Genomic DNA, 18,778 nt, shown 5'->3' with positions numbered 1-18,778 from the left:
ACAGCAGAGTTCATTCAAGATATTGAATCCAAATCTTTTAATAAGAGGTCATGATGAAATTGATACTCAACGCCGATGATTTCGGCCTCACTGAAAGCGTGAACCACGGCATCGTCGACTGCTTTAAGGAGGGTTTGGTTAAGTCGACCACCATCATGATGAATCAACCGGGTACACAAAATGCGATTGAGCTCTATCATCAAGGTTTAGTCCCTGAAATTGGCTTGCACTTTACGGTCACCGCAGGCAAACCATTGACGTCACCAGAGTTAGTTCCGAGCTTAGTCGACGAATACGGCCACTTCTTTAGCAATGTTACTCTGTTCGATAAATCAGATGTGAATGAAGATGAGGTGGTGCTTGAACTCAACGCGCAATATCAAGCCGCCCTCGATGCCGGTTTAGAGATCAACCATATCGACAGTCATCACTTTGGTGGTGTGTTTAAACCTCTAAAAGCAGCGTTTACCCGCACAGTGAATCGCATTGGTCTGCCAGTTAGACGAATCGATAACATCTTGAGTGGCCAAGATACACTGCGAGTGCCAACGCCAGATGCTTTCGACATGCGTTTCTTTGACCAAGGCGTATCGCTGAATGGCCTGAAAGATTTATTACTGAGTTACCAAGCTATGATGCCTAACGGTGTACTTGAGTTAATGTGCCACCCTTCATCAGTGGCAAGTGAACAGCTTAAGTCCCTATCAAGCTACAGTGATAAACGCGTCGAAGAGCATCAACTTCTCACTAGCCCAAAGCTAAAACAGTGGCTAGCTGACCATCAGATTGAGTGCATTGGATTCGACGATCTCAGATAAGATACATTAATTCAGGGCTACTCAACGATCCGTTGTGCGCCCTGCCCTTGGTCATGCAAGATATCATCAGGATTTAACAAGTTGCACTTTTGCATACTCAAGCATCCACAACCGATGCAGCCTGTTAAGTTCTCTTGTAGCGATTTAATCTGCGCCATTTTACTGTCGAGTTGCCCCTGCCACTTCTTAGCAACGCGCTCCCAATCTCGCTTAGTCGCGGTATGGTTCATCGGCAATGTCGATAATTCTTCGGTGATCTGTTCCAGCGTAAAGCCTATCGACTGCGCGACTTGGATCAACGCAATTCGTCTCAACATCGCCGATTGATAACGACGTTGATTTCCGTTCGTACGAATCGAAGCAATCAACCCCTTGGTTTCGTAAAAACGTAAGGCCGAAGGAGCCACGCCACTGCGCTCTGCCAACTGGCCTATGCTGAGATATACAATGTTTCTCATGATCTTTCACTTCCTGTTTGAATAGCCGTTTCATCCTGATAATGACCAGTATAATAGAGTTCACTTTAACTTGAAGTTTTGGTTCAAATTTAGGTCTGGACTAGGTTACAAAATACGAACGACAAAGCAACCTAACGTATTGATTCTCATGGCTATGATTTTGTTCGCTGATTACCATACATGTCGTCAAACCCGGGAATGCCTTGCTCCCACACGGGTTTATCTTCACCGACAATGGTTTTCAATGTATCAATAAAGAGCTTGGTTTTTATGGGGGCATCTCGATGTGGGTACACCGCATAGAAAGTACCAAAGTCATCCAAGTTTAAGTGAGTCATTATAGGCACCAACTCACCACTGAGTACTTCATCTTCAATCATCTGCGCCGTGACGACCGCGAGAGTACTACCGGTTAACGCACTCTTGGAAATCATCTCAACGTCATTCACTTTATAAGCGGCATTAAGCTGAAAATGCTGTGCTTGCCCCTCTTGATCGACATAAGAAAACTTATCGATCAACAAACCCGGAGCGGCATAGATAGTCGCAGGTAATGACTCCAGCTTTTCGATGGTGTTGATCTCACCATGCTGAGCAATGAACTCAGGTGAAGCAACAATCAATAATCGACTTCTGGCTATCTTACGGCTGATTAGGCTAGAGTTTTTGGGCTTACCAATACGGAAACCAATATCAAACCCCTCTTTAACCATATCGACGATTCGATCTTCGAGTCTCAATTCAAAATCAACATCTGGATACTGCTTCTGGAAAACCGCAATCGCCTGCTGAACATATTGTCGACCGAACATGGTCGAGCTGGTGATTCTTAATAATCCTCGAGGCTCTGCATGATAATTTTGCGCCAAGCGTCGAGTATCGTTCAATAGTGCACGAAGCTGATGCGCTTGATTGACCATCTCATTGCCTGCGGCTGTCAGAGATAACGAACGAGTGGTGCGATTTAATAGCCGAACATCCAGATCTTCTTCAAGACGGCTGATCTGTTTAGAGATAACGGAACGGTCGACGTTTCTTTGCTCCGCCACTTTGACAAACGAACCCAGCTCAACCACTTCAAGTAACAATAATAAACGACTAGATATATCCATAACGTCCTTTGTTGCATTTAGAGCACCAATTAAGTGCCAATATGACTATTTTTCTCATCTTATTACAAATCTATAGTAGCTGCACATAACGGAGACAACATTCAGTCCCGACCTAATAGAGGAACATCCCATGACACTACTATCTGTGACTAACCAAAATGGCATCGCAACGGTATCAATCAACAACCCACCAGTGAACGTACTGACTTTCGACTTGATCAACGAGATCAATGCCTTTGTACTTTCATTGAAAGATGATCGTGATACTAAGGTTGTTGTATTTAAATCATTACATGAGAGCTTCTTTCTGGCTCACCTAGATCTCAATGTGATCAACGGTACACAAGGCGGACAAGCCGGTTCGATTGAATTCAACCATATGATTGAGAACATTAAAGCGATGAAACAAGTCTCTGTCGCGGTAGTTGATGGCGTAGCTCGTGGGGGCGGTAATGAATTTGTGATGGCGTGTGACCTTGCTTACGGCACTGAAAACTCAGCGTTCGCACAACCTGAAATTCATGTAAACATCCCAACCGGTGGCCAAGGCGCGGTGCAGTTTGCAAGACGCATGGGTAAAAACAAAGCACTACAAGCTTTACTGCTTGGTAACGACTTTACGGCTCAGCAGGCAGAAGACCGTAACATCATTACGCAGTTCGTACCGAAGGCTGAGGTAGAGGATTTCTTAGCAGCGACACTCGGTGTGATCAGTCAATTAGAAGTACGTGATATCGTGATGTACAAAGAGATCATCGCAGCCTCAATCAAAGATGAGCAAGCGGGCGCTGAGCTAGAACTGCGTTACTTCTTAGAGCGCGCAAAAGAGCAAAAAACCGCAGCAATTATCGGTGCGTTTCTAAAACATGGCGGACAAACCGAGCGTGAAGCGAAAGACATTCAAGGTATCTTCGTTGACACCGCAGCAGAGTTATCACAATAGACAATGACGCAATTAAATGGCCATCGCTTGATGGCCATTTATGTATCTATTTATCTATGTATTTATCTATCTGCGCACCGATGTAATAATTCTCTCACTCACTGAAGCAGTTAGATCTGACTCATGATCGATTTCAGGCTCTCGGCCATTTCGGCATTGATGATCTCCCCCGTTTCTACATTAAAGTTGTCGTAGAAACTTGGCACCGACATCGACCCCTTCACATCAGCATCAAAATAAGGTGCGGAATTTACCGCAGACGACAACACAGAGCTTGCGCCGCCAGGGCCTGGTGATGTGGAGAGCATCACAACAGGTTTGCCTTGGTACACTTTCATGTCGATGCGTGATGCCCAATCGAACACGTTTTTAAAGGCCGCGGTGTATGAACCGTTGTATTCTGCAAAAGAGATGACCACAGCATCTGCCTCACCAATCTTGCTAAAAAAGCGCTGCGCGTGTTGATGAACGCCAGACTCTTTTTCTCTGTCTTCACTGTAAATAGGCATCTCGAAATCATTAAGATCGAGCACCTCTACTTGCGCGCCCTCAACTAAGCTTGCGGTGTACGCTGCCAATTGTTGGTTAATCGATGCTTTACTGTTGGTTGCGCCAATTGCTAATACTTTCATTGTTGATCCTCGAGTTTGGTTAGAAACATTTCTCTAAAGTTTGAAAAGGCACATTTGGCGCTAAACCAAAGTACGTTTGTAATGCAGCAAGATACGTAGGCTCGTCTTCAAGTAACCACTCTTCTGGTAAGCCGTTTTTGCTAATTTTGATTTTCTGGTTAAGCAACGTGACAATCCCACCTTCGATAGGCAGCGCTGCAATACAGTTGGATGTAAAAATGGATTTCGGGCTGTTTGAAGTGAAGAAGTTGCTCGACTCTAGGTCGTTGGCGCCCACATACGTCATGTCTAAGCTGTACACGCTCATCCACTCTTCACCCTGCTTTATCTGCAATAAAAAGCCATATCGTTCGTCTTTGATAAAACGAAAAGTTTGTAAGTCATTAGACTGCTCAATACTGGTTTCAATCAGCAATGGAGCACGAGGGGTAAAGGTGCCAAAGCCCGCATCCACTAACCACTGTTTGCCTTCAATCGTCACCAATGTCACTCGATGGCTACGCCCTGTCGGCTCTCCCGCTAGATGTACTCGCCCCAGTAAAGCTCTCGCTTCAAAGCCCATATGAGTTAACATATTCAACAACAACCCATTAAGTTCTTGGCAATAACCCCCTCGCTGATTAACCACCAGCTTTTCATGCAATGCCTCTTGAGACAGTTGAATAGGCAACCCCTGAACCACATCAAAATTCTCGAACGGAATGGTTCGGTGTTGATGTTGATGGATCGCCTTTAGGCTTTCGATTGTGGTATCGCTTGGTTGAGATAAACCAATTCTTGAAAAATATTCGGTGACTTGACGCTGTTCCATACCTAACCCCTGATTTGTTTTCATCACCTAATGACTGACGTCTTCCAAGCTGACAACGCTCAAAAATGACAAGGTGATTGTTTATGTTTTTAGATTGGGGATGATGATAAAACCTCAAGTTAACTTTAGGTAAAGCGATATTTTCAAAAAACAGGAAATATTTTAAAAATACTTATAAAGCAGTTAATTACGAAAGGTTAAATATAGATTTTCTTTGCACAGACAAAAATAAGCACACTCAAAATACAGTGAGTGTGCTTTTTCGAAATATTATTTACTTGAGTTGGTTTAATGGACTGACCCCAGAGTAAGCGACCCCGGATAGCTCGGCCATTTCGCGATTCCACGTTGCCAAATCGTGAGGATTAAACTGATTCAAATGATCATGACCACACGCTCTCGCCATCACTTGCATCAACTCCGTCGAGGCTTCGAAGAAGTTCTTCAATTGATTCGATGCCTTCTCGACATTTAATCGTTGGCGTAAATCGGCTTTTTGAGTCGCGATGCCTGCCGGGCAATTATTGGTGTTACACATTCGGGCAGCAACACAACCTATCGACTGCATGGCACTGTTCGAGATAGCGACTCCATCAGCGCCAAGCGCCATCGCTTTTACGAAGTCCATCGGAACACGAAGCCCACCAGTAATGATTAAGGTGACTCTGTCACTTACGCCTTGCTTGTCTAGATAGGCTCTGGCACGAGCAAGCGCTGGAATGGTCGGCACACTAATATGGTCACGGAACATTTCTGGCGCCGCCCCAGTACCACCGCCTCGACCATCCAAAATGATGTAATCGGCACTGGCATCAAGCGCAAACTGAATATCCTCTTCAATATGATTGGCACTCAACTTGAAGCCAATTGGGATCCCGCCTGTCACTTCTCGAACTCGATCGGCGAACTTTTTGAAATCCTCGACCGTTTTAAGGTCGACAAAAGTGGGTGGAGAAATCGCTGCAGTACCCGCTTCAATACCGCGCACCTCAGCTATCTTGCCGATGTTTTTCGCCCCCGGAAGGTGGCCGCCTGTTCCGGTTTTGGCACCCTGCCCACCTTTAAAATGGAAGGCTTGGACATTTTTGAGCTTAGCTTCGTCATAACCAAATTGTGCGCTGGCTAATTCATAAAAGTAACGTGAGTTCGCAGCTTGCTCTTCGGGCAACATACCGCCCTCACCCGAGCAAATTCCCGTACCCGCAAGCTCCGCGCCTGTCGCTAAAGAGATTTTTGCTTCTTCAGACAAAGACCCAAAACTCATATCAGAAACAAACAAGGAGATGTTCAATTTGAGCGGCTTTTTCGCTTTTGGCCCAATAATAAGCTCAGTACCAACTGGCACATTTTCTAGCAACGGTTTGGTGGCCATCTGCGCGACCATCACTTGAATATCATCCCAGTGAGGTAATAGATACCTTGGGACGCCCATTGAAGTCATTGGCCCATGGTGACCCACTTTGGACAAGCCATCTCGTGCTAATTGATGAATGAATTCGACCGTGGGCTCTTCTTTGGTTGCAGAAGCCGCAGGTGAGAGATCGGGCGTTGCCGCTTGGATATGAACATCAGGGCCTTCTTGACCCACTTGCTCAGCCGTAAACTGTTTATGGGTACCGTCACAAAATGGGAGATTGTTTGAATACTTACAGCGGCACAGGTAAGCATCGCCGTTTTCCTCGGCCACGAAACTCTTCGGTTTGAAGCCAGTTCCGGCATGAGAACCATCACAAAACGGTTGGCTTTTCGATTTACCACAGGTACAGAAGTAATACTCCTCGCCTTCGGTTAGCTCGACCTTAACGGGCTTGTTATCCGCTATTACTGGATTCTTCATAGTTCGTTCACCTTTTCTTTCTTATGATTTGATGACTGAAGCGATGACTTGCTCACAAGAGTAAAGTAAAGGTGAGATACGCGGCGAATTCAATAAATGAGCCAGAGAAAACAAGCATAATAGACAGCCTAAAAACAGAAGTATTGCTTGTTCAACACAAACAAAAATGGCCACCAAATCGGCAGCCATTGTGTTTTAAATCTGAGTCCAAACTAAACGGGAAGGGTTAATCAAATAACTCGATGACCAGCTTGTTGTCTTTAATCACTAAATTAGGTTCCGATGACTTGATCAATGACTCTTGAACCTTATTGCTGTCGAGTTTGTAGACCGGTGACTGAGACAAAGCAAAGCCAATCATAGAAACGGCAGGCTTAAGTAACTTCTCTATTTCAGGAGAAAGCTGCTTTCCCTTCTCCTCAAAGCGTTCCAGGCGCAGAGACTTTAAGTAAACCTCACCACTCTCTTTGTCGTATTCGGGAATTGCGCTGAATTCGATATCCAGATCTAGCCCCATGTTTGGCATGTTAAACACTTGAACCTTTGCATTGGTATTCGCCAGAACAGACACACGCTCGGCATCAGCTCGACCAATTTGTACCGCTAAGTCATCAACTGCCACTTGTGCGTACATCACACTTTGTACACCAACCTCTTGTTCGAGCATGACTGAGTCAGCAAGATATTCTGTCATCTCTTGCTCGGTAATGCTGTAGCTGACACAGCCACTCAGAATGAGTGCTGTACAGGTGAGGATCAAACGGTTGATTAACTTTGTTGTCATGTAAATTCGACTCTTAATTTCTAATTGCATGGAACGGATGTTACCTCGAGATGATATCGTAAAACAGTCGTCACACTGACAGTGTCGGATATGTAGGCAGAATGATCCACCTAATCAACATTCGCGTATAGTTTGAAAATGGCAAAAATAGTAAAGAAATCAATGACTGAATTAACGATATTTTATGACGGAACGTGTCCACTGTGTGCCAAAGAGATGGCTGCGCTCGCCAAGTACGACACTGAGGGGAAGATCCAGACTATCGATATCTACAGCGAAGCGTTTGCCAACTATCCTCAGATTGATGCGGATGCGGCCAACACAGTGCTGCATGCTCTTGATGAGAACGGAAAGCTACTACTTGGGTTAGATGTGACCTACCAAGCATGGAACCTAGTAGGAAAAGGTTGGCTTTATGCGCCATTACGTTGGGCAATATTTAAGCCGTTTGCAGACTGGTGCTACCTGAGGTTCGCCAAGAATCGATATAAAATTTCATTCTGGCTAACTGGAAAATCACGTTGCAACGGAAACAGCTGTACGAAATAGTATTGAGTTAAGACATACCACTGGCGACTTTGTAGTAAACGATGCCAAACAGTGCAGCAAATACTAGTACGGTAAGAACGACTTTCAACCAAATAAACTTCATGCTTTGTCCTTTTCAATCGAGTTACTGATTCAGGCGACAAGTTATCACAACAAGACATAAGGTTGTGTAATGATTGATAGAACTTTGTAGTGAATCCTGATTCCCAGAGAGAGACTTTATGTCGGCAAAAGAGAGAAACCTTCCCACTCATAGACTTTCTAGATTCAGCAAGTTCGCCTCGCTGGCGACAAGAGTCGCAGGTAACGTGCTAACAGAAGGCACCAAGCAAATTGCACGAGGCAACAGGCCCAAGGCAAAAGATTTACTGTTAACGCCACAGAACATAGCTCGCCTGACCGACCAGCTCGCGCACCTGCGTGGAGCTGCGATGAAATTGGGGCAGATGCTTTCAATGGATGCGGGGGATGTCTTAGAGCCAGAGTTGGCCGACATTCTTTCTCGCCTGCGCTCAGACGCTGACCCATTGCCAACAAAGCAGCTCAATCAAGTCTTAGAAAGCTCACTCGGAAACCATTGGAAAACCGAATTCCTTTCCTTCAACTTTAAACCGATTGCCAGTGCGTCCATTGGACAAGTTCATCAAGCATACAGCGATGCTGGAGACAAGCTCGCCGTCAAAGTCCAATATCCAGGCATTCGAAAAAGCATCGACAGTGATGTAGATAACGTCGGCACACTACTCAACATCGTTGGCTTTATACCCAAATCGGTCGACTACAAAGGTTTGTTAGAGGAAGCAAAAAAACAGCTCCATGATGAAGCAGACTATGCTCGCGAGGCTGACTACGCGACTCGTTACCATGACGCATTAAAAGAGCATTCGCACTTCGTCGTACCTAAGATTCATCCGCAAGTCTCTTCAGAATCCGTGCTCGCCATGGACTTCATTGAGGGCGTCTCAATAGAACAGATAGAAAGCTACGACCAAAGCACCCGTGACTTTGTGATGCACAGCCTGCTTGAGCTCCTATTCAGAGAGTTGTTCGACTTTAAGATGGTGCAAACCGACCCTAATTTCGCCAACTACCTTTATGTTGAAAACACCCGACAAATCGGCTTGTTAGATTTTGGAGCAACCCGTGAATACAGTGACCGCTTTAGCGAGGGTTATCGCTTGGCTTTTTCCTCTGTCATTAACAACGATGAGCAAGGGCTCAATCAAGCGTTAGAGCAGATTGGATTCTTTAGCGAGACAATTCTCCCTGATCAACGCCAAGCGATTCTAAACCTAGTGAAGATGGCTTGCGAGCCGATGTTGGTAGACGAAGACTACGACTTCAAAGCAAGTGGATTAGCACAAAGGCTTCGTGAAGCTGGCACCATTCTGAGCATGGAACAAGAGTATTGGCACACCCCACCCGCCGATGCGCTGTTCCTACATCGAAAAATTGGGGGTATGTATCTATTAGCAGCTCGCCTTGGTGCAAAAGTGAATATCAGTCGTTTGGTCACTCCATATCTAATCTTAGAGAACAAATGTACAACTAAAAACGCGAGTTAAAGAGACAATAAATAATACGCAAAGTGATCATTTCATCGTGCTCAAGAGTAATAACCATTACGCCAACTAAAATGAGCCAACCCCATGAAATGTTCACTACTTTGCTCAACCGTACTGATTACAAGCCTAACGAGTTCCATCGCCTTTGCAGCGAGCTGCCCAGAGATACTCAACGGCAAACAGCGCTTATTAAATTCAACCGAAGAAATTGCGCTGTGCGATGAGTTTAAAGGCAAAACTCTATTGGTGGTAAACACCGCTAGCCAATGTGGCTTCACTCCGCAGTTTGAGCAGCTCGAACAACTTCATCAGACCTACAAAGATCAAGACTTCACCGTTATCGGTTTCCCAAGTAATGATTTTCGCCAAGACAAAGGAAGTGAAGAGAAGACGGCAAAAGTCTGTTACCTCGACTACGGCGTGACCTTCCCTATGATGGCACGAGCTTCACTGTCGGGTAGTAACGCCAATCCCGTATTTGCGGAGATACAACAGCAAGCGGGCGTAACGCCTAAATGGAACTTTTACAAATTCTTGATCAGTAAAGAAGGCAAAGTCGTCGCCACCTTCCCTAGCTCCACATCACCAGTGAGCGCTACGCTCAAAAACGCGATCGAGCAACAGCTATGAAGGCAGATTACATGGCAACAACTCAAACCCGTAACACCATGGCCAAACTGGGGTACATGGGGTTAATCCCGTTTCTATTTGGTCTACTCCTCTCGCTCACCGACAGCCAATTTGTGGGGATAAGCGGTGAAACGCTGTTCATCACCTACAGCGTAGCCATTTTGAGCTTTCTTTCAGGAATCTTGTGGGCAAATGGCATCGAAAACTTTGAAAGCCAATCAAGCAACAAAGCGCTATTACTAAGTAACGCGATTGTGCTCGTTGCTTGGCTGGCAATATTGCTTGGCGAACAAAATGAGCTGGTGACGACTCTGATTCTTATCCTTGGTTATATTGCGGTTTGGCGAGCTGAAAGGACGATAAGAGAAGAGAACCAGAGCCAAGGTCCCGATGGCTACTTTGATATGAGAACTCGGCTCACCTCTAGCGTAGTATTAATGCACGGTATCGTGATGCTGACCTAGAGCTACGAGACTGTCTTTGAACTGTGAGCCTTCGATTAAAAACCGTTAGCAACAATCTAGATGATGAGCTGCATCACTAACCTCGGCTCATCATCACCAAAGTAGTTTTCTTCTTGTTTGATCGTAGAAAACCCCATCGACGCGTAGAGCGCGCAAGCGGATGTGTTATTTGGATCTACAGTGAGCAAAAGCCTAGCGTCTCGCGGCAACTGCTCAACCGCATGTTGCATCAATTTCCGGCCAATTCCCATACCACGATAATTCGGGTCTACCGCTAATGATAGGACCCAAAACTCATTCTGCGTGTCCGTGGTTGTCGTTAAGGCATAGCCCGCAATCTTTGAGTCTTGCTTAGCAACTAATAAGCCTTTTCCCCAACAATCAAATGCCTGACGAATGAAAAATTGCGGATAGGCATGGTCACCAAACAAAGCATGTTCAAGCTGGTAAATTTCAGCCAGTTCCTGTTTTTCCGCACAGACAATATTCATAGGTAGACCTTTATAGATTTGACTCCAACCTTGTTACAGCAGACCTTCCACAGTAGCTAGCCAAGTTGGTAATTGCTCCCTAAACCAGTGGATGTATTTCGAAGCTTGGGGGTTGTTGCGCGTGACTAATATATTCGTGACTTCGATTACGATCCAGCTTTTCGCTATGATCAATTGTTTTATTAAATCTTCTCGGTAAATCAGATTGTTATGAGGTAAGTACTGGTCAACAATAAACTCATAGTCAGACAAAGTCCCCATACGAGAAACGAGCGGTGCCAAATCGATAGCTGGGCTGCCATAACCAAAACGCTCCCAATCAAATAACACCAGCTGACCGTTATCTCTTCTTCCCCAATTTCCCTCGTTCGCATCGCCAGAGACCAAGGTGTTATGGTCGAATAAAGCACCACTCAATTGCTGGATACGCAGTAAACTGTCTTGAGTAACTTGAGGTAATTTCAGAGACGAGAGAGCAGCTTCAGTGGCACTGGTACTCCATCCATGCTCTTTCACAGCAAAACTCGGCGAGTATTGAGACTGATGAATACGAGATAGTTGCTGATACACCTCTGAAGTCGTTTGAAGCTCATTTAGTGTTAAAGAGTGAGGAATGTGCTCGATGAAGAGAGTATCTCCCTCCACCGCCAACAATGTAGGGCTATGAACACCAGATAAATGTTGCGCGGCATATTGATAGAAAGAAGCCTCAACCTCACCCGCACCTTGCTTTCGAATACAAGGTACGCCATTACGATTTACAAGAGTTACCTTAGCCGACCCCATTTTAGATAGATCTTTGTTACTCATTAGAGATCCCTGAGAATACAATGAAACACCTTACCGTTATCGCTTATTTACCAAGCGCGACTCTATCAATAACCATTGCTGAGCAAAAGGCAAAAAGTTCTTATGAGGTATGAATTTACGTGCGGCTAAGTTCTGCTTTAAATATACCTCTTCCAACGCCCAAATATGGTGGTCAGCAAAAATGCCCCAAGCACAGGCTCCATCAATAATACTCTCTTCTGAAAGTTCATTAGTGGACAAGTAACCGCTCACAAATTCGACCGACTTCTTCACATCCATGTCAAACATGTACATGCAAGCCCGGGCTATTTCGTAGGCAGGTGGCATGTATTGAACTAAGTCCCAATCGATAATACCACTCACCTTAGAATGATTATCAAAGAGGAGATTATAGTGATGAAAGTCGCCGTGAATCAGTACTCGCTCAGTTTTGGTCTTATAAGAGTGAACACTTTGATCACTTGCTAAAAAACAACGTTGCTGCATAGACCTTCGTCGCGCCCAGGCATCCTCCACGTTTTGCTCCCCTTTTGCTTCGATAGCAGCAATGATCTTATCAAGACGCTGTAGCCATTGCTCTCTATCCCATGACAGTTGGATAACTGGAAACATCTCGTTTTGCATTCCATTTCTAGGGTAGAGACTCAACTGACGATGAAGCTTTGCAAGGGTAATACCGGCTTCGAATGCATGCTTGTCTGTCAAAGCATGCTTCTCAATCAAGGAACCATGAGCCTCTGGAAACAACGCATAGTATTCACCATTGACCTCAACAAAACTTTGGCCATGTGAAGTGAGGCAGGGCGAAACAACAGTGGGTACTTTTTGAGATATAAAGAACAGCAGTTTATGCTCATTAATTATACGGCTGACATCATGAGTCCTGTACTTCCTCAAAAAGAAAGCTGGTGTGGATTCAACCTTATACACTGAATTGTTTGCCCCAAGAGTAACTTCAGCTAGCGACATGTGGGGTTTAGTATCTAGCCAATGAGAAAGGATATCTGTGCTTACCATATTGCTTTCAGCCCTAATTCGTTACTGACGACTCACCAACAGATTAGCACCGGATAGAGCAAGAAAAACCGAGCACGCTTTGTTGAAACGCTTAGCCATTTGCGGCTTGGAGAACCAGTTTCTGAGGTATAAACCAAAGGCAGCGTAGATAGATATCGCGAGTAGCTCTAACACTAGGAATATGCCACCTAGAATGAAGAACTGTGTGTTTACATTGGCTGAAACATCAACGAATTGAGGCAGAAATGCGGTAAAGATAAGTATCGCTTTGGGATTACCAGCTGCAAGGGCGAACTCTTGTTGAACTAGACCAAACCAGTTTTTATTGCGCTCGATGTCCGCGACAGGGCTGGCTTGTGAACGCCATAAGTTGAACGCAATCCAAAGCAAATACATGGCACCAAACAACTTGATAAGAAAGAACAAGGTCTCAGAAGTATAAAGCACCACGGCCAAGCCAGACGCCGCCAACGCAATCATTCCTGAGAAAGCAACGATTCTACCTAACCCTGCTATAAATGCGGCTTTAAAGCCATAGCAACGGGCATTATTCATCGACAAAAGATTGTTTGGGCCAGGCGTCATGTTCAGCGCAAAGCACGCTGGAATAAACAGCAGCAACTTCCATATTTCCATCGGGGTGTCCTAGTCGTCATGTATTACGTAATTGAATCATAAAATGTGATAGAAGCTTTTATAACAGTATTTTATGTACTTTGTAATAGGACAAAAAAGCGCCTCTCGGTATATATAACCTCTCAGCTAGTTCTCAAAGAATTTTTCATATTCTGGAGTCGATAGGTTTTCAGCAACGCCCATTTCACCCAAGAAGTAGATTGCGCTGGTTATCGTATCTATCGTTGGGTTCGATTCGCGTTCAGGAAAATCCCCCGCAGAAGAAACTAATTGTGGTTCGGATATCGAATTGCAGACAAGGCTGCTACAAACGCTGTGTTGTGTTTCCAGAGATGTGAGCTCTGGGGCATCAAAATGGTGAGACAATAAATCTTGGCTGACAAGCTCAGCAGAAGCATACGATAGAGTTGAGCAAAACGCTGAAAGTACAATCCACTTATTCATATATCTTTCCATAGTTAGCATTCATTGAATTTATAAATACTATCTAACTCAGCCAATAATGAACAGTGTTTTATTTAGTTTGCGTGCGAATGCTTTCCCGGTGTGAGCTTATCAAGTAGAGCCTGGGGGATAACGATCACCGAGTATTTCACAAAGACCACCAGCGTGATTAAACCGACAGCAGTACCCAGAATAAAGTCATGAACATCAACCAAAACCAACCCCAAAAGTTGATCACTAACTATCGCCACGAATGCGATACTGACTGCCATGACCCACTTGCTATGCTCGTAAGGCAACGGTTCCATCATTTGGCTTACAATATACAAAAGCATGAGTCGCACAATATAAGTGACGCAAAGAACAGTGATAACACCCCACACTCCATAAATAGGCGCTACCGCAAAATAGCCTATGGCAGCCAATACCGCACAACTACTTTGTATCCACATCTGTGATTGACTTGAGTCTCCACTGAAACAGCCTAAGTTGAGGTAGTCTCCCGCACTTTTAATAACCGTAATCGCTAGCAGTGCGACCACAATAACCCCAGCCTGATGATAGCTGCTTGGTAGAATAAGAGAAATGAAGCCCGGAACAGTTAAGATCATCAAGCCCCCTAACACTATGGCTAGGTTAACTCCGACTAAGGCTCTGTCTGCACACATTTTGCTGCCGCCGGGTTGCTGAAGCATGGCGACTCGGTTTGGAAACCACCAAAGCGCATAAGGTTGCAGCAGCAAGCCTAGAATTAGTGCAAACTTACCACTAACCGCATAAACGGCTAACTCCTCAACCCCAACAAAACTTGCCATCACCCAGCGATCTAGCCCGGTGATCATGTAAATAGAGGCACCGCCAACCAAGGTTGGTAACCCAAATTTCAAGATCTTTGCTGAATATTGAAAACAACCTAAGCTGCCCATCTGCTGCCATTGATAGCTAACGAGACACAGCATCAATAGTACACTGGAAGCAGCAGCAGAAATCAGCACGCCATCAATGCCATAACCCGCTTCAAGCAGCACAAACGTCATAATCGCCTGAACACCGGCTTTCAATACGTTAAGTTGGCAAAAACGCTTTGCCATTGCGTTCATGCGCATCAAAGTAAGCGGGATGGATATTGCCCCGTCGAGCATCGTAGGAATGAGTAGAAGAACGATCTGATAAGGTTTGAATTCAACAGGCAACGTCAGCAGCAACAGAGGCATGCTGAGCGCAATAAGCACGCCACCAAGTAAACACACCACTAAGCTAAGCGTGAAGCAGTTAGATATCAGCTTTCGCTTTTCATCGCCTTGGGCGACGCCAACGTAACGATACATCGATTCAACAATACCGAAACTAAACAGGATCGTACCGATGTCCGCCAGTAAGACAATCGCTTCTAATGATCCATATTCTGCCAAGGTCATTTTATGAGTAATGTAGGGGATCATCACCAACGAGATCCCTTTCATCATCAGTATGCCAATAGCGTAATAGGCTGACTGTTTTAATGAACCCATACGAGTCACCGATTCCTTACCATGCAGGCTTTAGGAAACTCTTACAGTCACCTATCAAATGTCGCAATGTACGTTTTTGAGGAGCCATCACCAAAGAGCGGAAACTGTAGACAATAGCCTGTCTATTCTGTTGTAAACCTCGATAATAGTCTGCATAGCCCTCTAATATTCTGGCCTTTGCAACTTTAAAACTAGACTGAGATAAATTCCATCGCTGGCTGTTGTTTTGATAACGCTGAAGAATGGTCTCTATAGAAGCTAGGTTTCTGAGCTTGAGCTCTTCAGTTTGAGTCACAGATGTTGCTCTCATTAAGTAACCCACCTCAACAGAGTTCAACACACCAATCTGATGGTTTTCGCTCATTCGAAGCCACAACTCCCAATCTTCACCATACTTGATGTCTGCATTAAAGCTATCGGTTTGCGAAAACACATCGGCTTTCACCATAACGGTTGAAGTACCAATCACATTGTTTTCAATGATGAACTCTAGTGGGTTATCGATGTTGATGAACTGCTCTTGTCGATTTTGAAATTGCGACCAATAGCTAAAGCAATCAACGATGACTTCATAGTCTTCTGTTAGGTGCTCGTAGTTAGTGAAACTCATTGCCATTTCAGGGTATCGTTGGTGGAACTCGAGTTGGCGATCAATTTTTTCAGGGAACCAAAAATCATCTGCGTCTAAAAAGGCGATAAACTCCCCTGTTGCTTTCTCTATACCCAGGTTTCTTGCTTGTGGTGCCCCTACTCCCAAGGTTGATAACTTAACGATCCGGTGATCTTGAATCGACGCGAGATAAGTCGACGTTCCATCATTGCTATTGTCATCAATAATGATCAATTCGATATCTTTATGGGTCTGCTTAAGCACGCTACCAATGGCCTTTGGTAGATAGTCCAAACAGTTGTAGGTAGGGATAACAACACTTACTTTAGCCATAATGACGCTCTCACATTTGTACGTTGTACAGCTTGTAGTGCATGTTCTGTGCCGTATTCCATGACCTACTGGATCGCTTTCATATCAGCCACCTATGTGCCCTTTTGCAAAATGACAAATAGCATTGAAGCATGCTCAATTCGAAATTGATTTCCATTTTGAGAAAAACAGGGTTAACCGTCGCATAAGATCAAGAAAAGCATCAAAAAGCCTCTCCCAAAAGAGCTTTAATCTTGGTTCGCATCTTGCTTAGTTAGCTGTAGTGACCTTCGTCAAGGGAGAGAAAAATGAAGAAAGTAGCGTTCGTTGCGCCGACATACCCGGTACTTAGCGAAACTTTTATCCAAACGGAAGTGGAATCCGTAAAAGCTTGTGGACACGACGTCTGCGTAATGACATTCAAAATTGAAAGCAGTGAAAAATCGTTCGACTACGACATTGTTAAAATCGGCCAAGATGTTCGTATGGGCAAAATAACCCACATTAATTGGCTAGGATTTGTCAAAGCACTGTCATTTGTCTCAAGACAAAACAGCATGCCCAAGAAGTCTCTTTTCGGGTATGGGTTTAAGCTAGCTTTACAACTGGCAGAAAAAGACATTGACCACGTACATGCGCACTTCTGCCAACACACTACTGCACATGCCATTGTCGCCGCCAAGCTGCTTAACATTACCTGCTCGTTTGTCGCTCATGGGCATGATGTTTACGAGTTTGCTTATGACATTGAACACAAAATATCTTCAAGTGATTTCGTGATTGCTGTGTGCAAAGACATGCTTAACGACTTCAACAACATGGCGAAAGGGAACATTAAATTGTTGCACTGTGGTGTGAACACCAAGCAGTTTAAGCTACAACCTAAAAACGACACCAAGCTCCTACGCCTAATCTTTCTCGGTCGACTGGTTGAACAAAAAGGCGTTCATCACTTAATCGACGCACTCGAGCCTATTGCTGGGCCACTCAACATCCATTTAGATATCGTCGGCACGGGGGATTTAGAGGCGCAATTGAGAATGCAGGTCAATCATCAAAATCTGACTCGCAACGTTACTTTCCACGGGGCTCAAACACACGAATGGGTGAAAAAGAATTTGCCCAAGTACGACACTTTAGTAGCGCCGTTCTGTTTTTCAGAAACAGGCTGCGTCGATACCGGCCCCTTAGTTCTGAAAGAGGCCATGGCGGTTGGCGTACCCGTGGTCACCACAAACATCATGGGCTGCAAAGAGATTGTCACTCCAGAGACAGGCTTTTTAGTCAATGAGAAAAGCGTAGAGGAATTAAGAGAAACCATCGAGCGACTGGCTCAGCTAAGCAGTGACGAGAGAGCAGAAATGGGGATGAGAGCCAGAGCACGAGTTGAAACTATGTTTAACTCTCTCAAGCAAGCCCAGCAGTTGTCTAACTGGATAGAGAACCCCGCTTAGTGCCAGCTAAGGCTGTCGAGTAGAATAGAAAATAAAACAAAGCGTTACATTGCTCAAAGCGGTAACGCTCTAGATAATTCGAACTCTCACGAGCAGTGCTTGTTAACCCGCGCGCAATGCTAAAATCTCTGCAAGATCGTCCGTTTCGGTATAACGGCTCAAACCTTGCTCTTTCGAAGAGATCGCCACAATAGACATTCGGTCAGCAAGCTCATTGCCCTCAATACCGACGTGACCGTTCACATGGTAGATAGTGATTTGAGAAGCGAGCTCTTGATAAAGTGCGTAAGCGGCTTTAATGATATCGAGGTTTTTTATCTCACCACCAGATTTAGTCCAACCCTTTTTCTCCCAGCCTGATGCCCACTTAGTAATGCAGTCTATCGAATATTTTGAGTCGCTATAAATCGCCACCGACAGCCCAGCTTTCAGCTTCTCTTTCGCGAGAATAAAGGCCTGTTCTAAACCTTGTAGCTCAGCAGTATTATTAGTCCCCATCGGTTGGTACAAGCCATACCATAGCTCAGTGAGATCATTATTCAAATAAACCGCTAAACCCGTTCCCGCTTCGCCTGGGTTAGGCTCGCATGCACCATCAGTAAAGATTTTAATATCAAATGGCATGTCAGTAATCTGCTGCTGAGAAAGAGGTGGAGTCTTTGACTTGTTTGCACCACTGGACTTCGGAAATGCAGGCTTAGAACCTGAGGTAGACTTAGTCGCAAAAGACGAGCTACCACCAAAGGCTGATTCAGCTTCTCCCAGTGTTGGAAACGATTTATATCTCGCGCCCGCAAAACCATCAACTTGCGCTTTACACTCATTCCAAGTGGTAAAGATACCTGGTTTACGACCTTTCCAAACCACATAATATTTCTTAGCCAAATTAA

General features: G+C 44.8%; 21 protein-coding genes. 7 read left to right on the top strand and 14 right to left on the bottom strand.

Annotation, left to right across the window (positions count from 1 at the left end; translation table 11 throughout):
* Positions 1-53: 53 nt before the first annotated feature.
* Complete coding sequence (locus F0232_RS05705) at positions 54-818, top strand: carbohydrate deacetylase (protein ID WP_105059214.1); 765 nt, start codon at positions 54-56, stop codon at positions 816-818.
* A gap of 17 nt (positions 819-835) precedes the next feature.
* Here the strand turns inward: F0232_RS05705 and soxR are convergent, their stop codons facing one another.
* Both soxR and F0232_RS05695 read right to left on the bottom strand, forming a co-directional pair.
* Entirely contained in the window at positions 836-1,276 is a 441-nt protein-coding gene (gene soxR, locus F0232_RS05700; protein WP_105059213.1) for a redox-sensitive transcriptional activator SoxR, read from the bottom strand.
* A gap of 152 nt (positions 1,277-1,428) precedes the next feature.
* Complete coding sequence (locus F0232_RS05695) at positions 1,429-2,388, bottom strand: LysR family transcriptional regulator (protein WP_105059212.1); 960 nt, start codon at positions 2,386-2,388, stop codon at positions 1,429-1,431.
* Between the two features lie 130 nt (positions 2,389-2,518).
* Between F0232_RS05695 and F0232_RS05690 the strand changes: the two genes are divergently transcribed.
* The gene (locus F0232_RS05690; protein WP_105059211.1) at positions 2,519-3,331 is read left to right on the top strand and encodes an enoyl-CoA hydratase/isomerase family protein; all 813 of its coding nucleotides are present in this window, start codon (positions 2,519-2,521) and stop codon (positions 3,329-3,331) included.
* A gap of 110 nt (positions 3,332-3,441) precedes the next feature.
* Here the strand turns inward: F0232_RS05690 and F0232_RS05685 are convergent, their stop codons facing one another.
* The 4 genes from F0232_RS05685 to F0232_RS05670 all read right to left on the bottom strand — a co-directional run bounded on the left by F0232_RS05685 (position 3,442) and on the right by F0232_RS05670 (position 7,395).
* Positions 3,442-3,963 (bottom strand): NADPH-dependent FMN reductase, encoded by a 522-nt coding sequence (locus F0232_RS05685; RefSeq protein WP_105059210.1) that lies wholly within the window; start codon positions 3,961-3,963, stop codon positions 3,442-3,444.
* Positions 3,964-3,982: 19 nt separating this feature from the next.
* Positions 3,983-4,774 carry an arylamine N-acetyltransferase gene (locus F0232_RS05680; RefSeq protein ID WP_105059209.1) on the bottom strand — a complete coding sequence of 264 codons (792 nt, stop codon included), beginning with the start codon at positions 4,772-4,774 and terminating at the stop codon, positions 3,983-3,985.
* A gap of 274 nt (positions 4,775-5,048) precedes the next feature.
* Positions 5,049-6,611, bottom strand: coding sequence for a glutamate synthase-related protein (locus F0232_RS05675; RefSeq protein ID WP_105059208.1), 1,563 nt, complete (start codon positions 6,609-6,611; stop codon positions 5,049-5,051).
* A 226-nt stretch (positions 6,612-6,837) separates the two neighbouring features.
* Entirely contained in the window at positions 6,838-7,395 is a 558-nt protein-coding gene (locus F0232_RS05670; RefSeq protein ID WP_105059207.1) for a DUF1439 domain-containing protein, read from the bottom strand.
* 162 nt (positions 7,396-7,557) lie between these two features.
* On the opposite strand from F0232_RS05670, the gene F0232_RS05665 reads away from it, so the two are divergent.
* The 4 genes from F0232_RS05665 (at position 7,558) to F0232_RS05650 (ending at position 10,603) form a co-directional block, all read left to right on the top strand.
* The gene (locus F0232_RS05665; RefSeq protein ID WP_105059206.1) at positions 7,558-7,944 is read left to right on the top strand and encodes a thiol-disulfide oxidoreductase DCC family protein; all 387 of its coding nucleotides are present in this window, start codon (positions 7,558-7,560) and stop codon (positions 7,942-7,944) included.
* A 221-nt stretch (positions 7,945-8,165) separates the two neighbouring features.
* The gene (locus F0232_RS05660) at positions 8,166-9,509 is read left to right on the top strand and encodes an AarF/ABC1/UbiB kinase family protein (RefSeq protein ID WP_105059205.1); all 1,344 of its coding nucleotides are present in this window, start codon (positions 8,166-8,168) and stop codon (positions 9,507-9,509) included.
* Between the two features lie 84 nt (positions 9,510-9,593).
* Positions 9,594-10,139 carry a glutathione peroxidase gene (locus F0232_RS05655; RefSeq protein WP_017065245.1) on the top strand — a complete coding sequence of 182 codons (546 nt, stop codon included), beginning with the start codon at positions 9,594-9,596 and terminating at the stop codon, positions 10,137-10,139.
* Positions 10,136-10,603 (top strand): DUF3429 domain-containing protein, encoded by a 468-nt coding sequence (locus F0232_RS05650; protein ID WP_105059204.1) that lies wholly within the window; start codon positions 10,136-10,138, stop codon positions 10,601-10,603. The genes F0232_RS05655 and F0232_RS05650 overlap by 4 nt, the downstream gene beginning before the upstream one ends.
* A gap of 56 nt (positions 10,604-10,659) precedes the next feature.
* Here F0232_RS05650 and F0232_RS05645 read toward each other — a convergent pair whose 3' ends face one another.
* The 7 genes from F0232_RS05645 to F0232_RS05615 all read right to left on the bottom strand — a co-directional run bounded on the left by F0232_RS05645 (position 10,660) and on the right by F0232_RS05615 (position 16,455).
* On the bottom strand, positions 10,660-11,094 hold the full coding sequence (locus F0232_RS05645) for an N-acetyltransferase (protein WP_061031867.1): 435 nt from the start codon (positions 11,092-11,094) through the stop codon (positions 10,660-10,662).
* A 33-nt stretch (positions 11,095-11,127) separates the two neighbouring features.
* A complete protein-coding gene (locus F0232_RS05640; protein ID WP_105059203.1) occupies positions 11,128-11,904 on the bottom strand; it encodes a phosphotransferase family protein in 777 nt (258 codons plus the stop codon).
* Between the two features lie 36 nt (positions 11,905-11,940).
* A complete protein-coding gene (locus tag F0232_RS05635; RefSeq protein WP_105059202.1) occupies positions 11,941-12,921 on the bottom strand; it encodes a phosphotransferase enzyme family protein in 981 nt (326 codons plus the stop codon).
* Positions 12,922-12,942: 21 nt separating this feature from the next.
* Positions 12,943-13,557, bottom strand: coding sequence for a LysE family translocator (locus F0232_RS05630; protein WP_105059201.1), 615 nt, complete (start codon positions 13,555-13,557; stop codon positions 12,943-12,945).
* Between the two features lie 126 nt (positions 13,558-13,683).
* On the bottom strand, positions 13,684-14,001 hold the full coding sequence (locus F0232_RS05625) for a hypothetical protein (RefSeq protein ID WP_105059200.1): 318 nt from the start codon (positions 13,999-14,001) through the stop codon (positions 13,684-13,686).
* A 74-nt stretch (positions 14,002-14,075) separates the two neighbouring features.
* Complete coding sequence (locus F0232_RS05620; protein ID WP_105059199.1) at positions 14,076-15,512, bottom strand: lipopolysaccharide biosynthesis protein; 1,437 nt, start codon at positions 15,510-15,512, stop codon at positions 14,076-14,078.
* Positions 15,513-15,528: 16 nt separating this feature from the next.
* Positions 15,529-16,455, bottom strand: a complete 927-nt coding sequence (locus F0232_RS05615; protein WP_061031873.1) for a glycosyltransferase — start codon at positions 16,453-16,455, stop codon at positions 15,529-15,531.
* Between the two features lie 287 nt (positions 16,456-16,742).
* Here F0232_RS05615 and F0232_RS05610 point away from each other — a divergent pair, with 287 nt between their 5' ends.
* Entirely contained in the window at positions 16,743-17,888 is a 1,146-nt protein-coding gene (locus F0232_RS05610; protein WP_105059198.1) for a glycosyltransferase family 4 protein, read from the top strand.
* 102 nt (positions 17,889-17,990) lie between these two features.
* Here F0232_RS05610 and F0232_RS05605 read toward each other — a convergent pair whose 3' ends face one another.
* Positions 17,991-18,773 (bottom strand): viroplasmin family protein, encoded by a 783-nt coding sequence (locus F0232_RS05605; protein ID WP_105059197.1) that lies wholly within the window; start codon positions 18,771-18,773, stop codon positions 17,991-17,993.
* Positions 18,774-18,778: the final 5 nt, after the last annotated feature.

The sequence above is a fragment of the Vibrio sp. T3Y01 genome (genome assembly GCF_013114525.1).
Classification (GTDB): domain Bacteria; phylum Pseudomonadota; class Gammaproteobacteria; order Enterobacterales; family Vibrionaceae; genus Vibrio; species Vibrio chagasii_B.
Note: the sequence above shows the minus strand (reverse complement) of the source record. Positions and strands in the feature narration are given on the sequence as shown.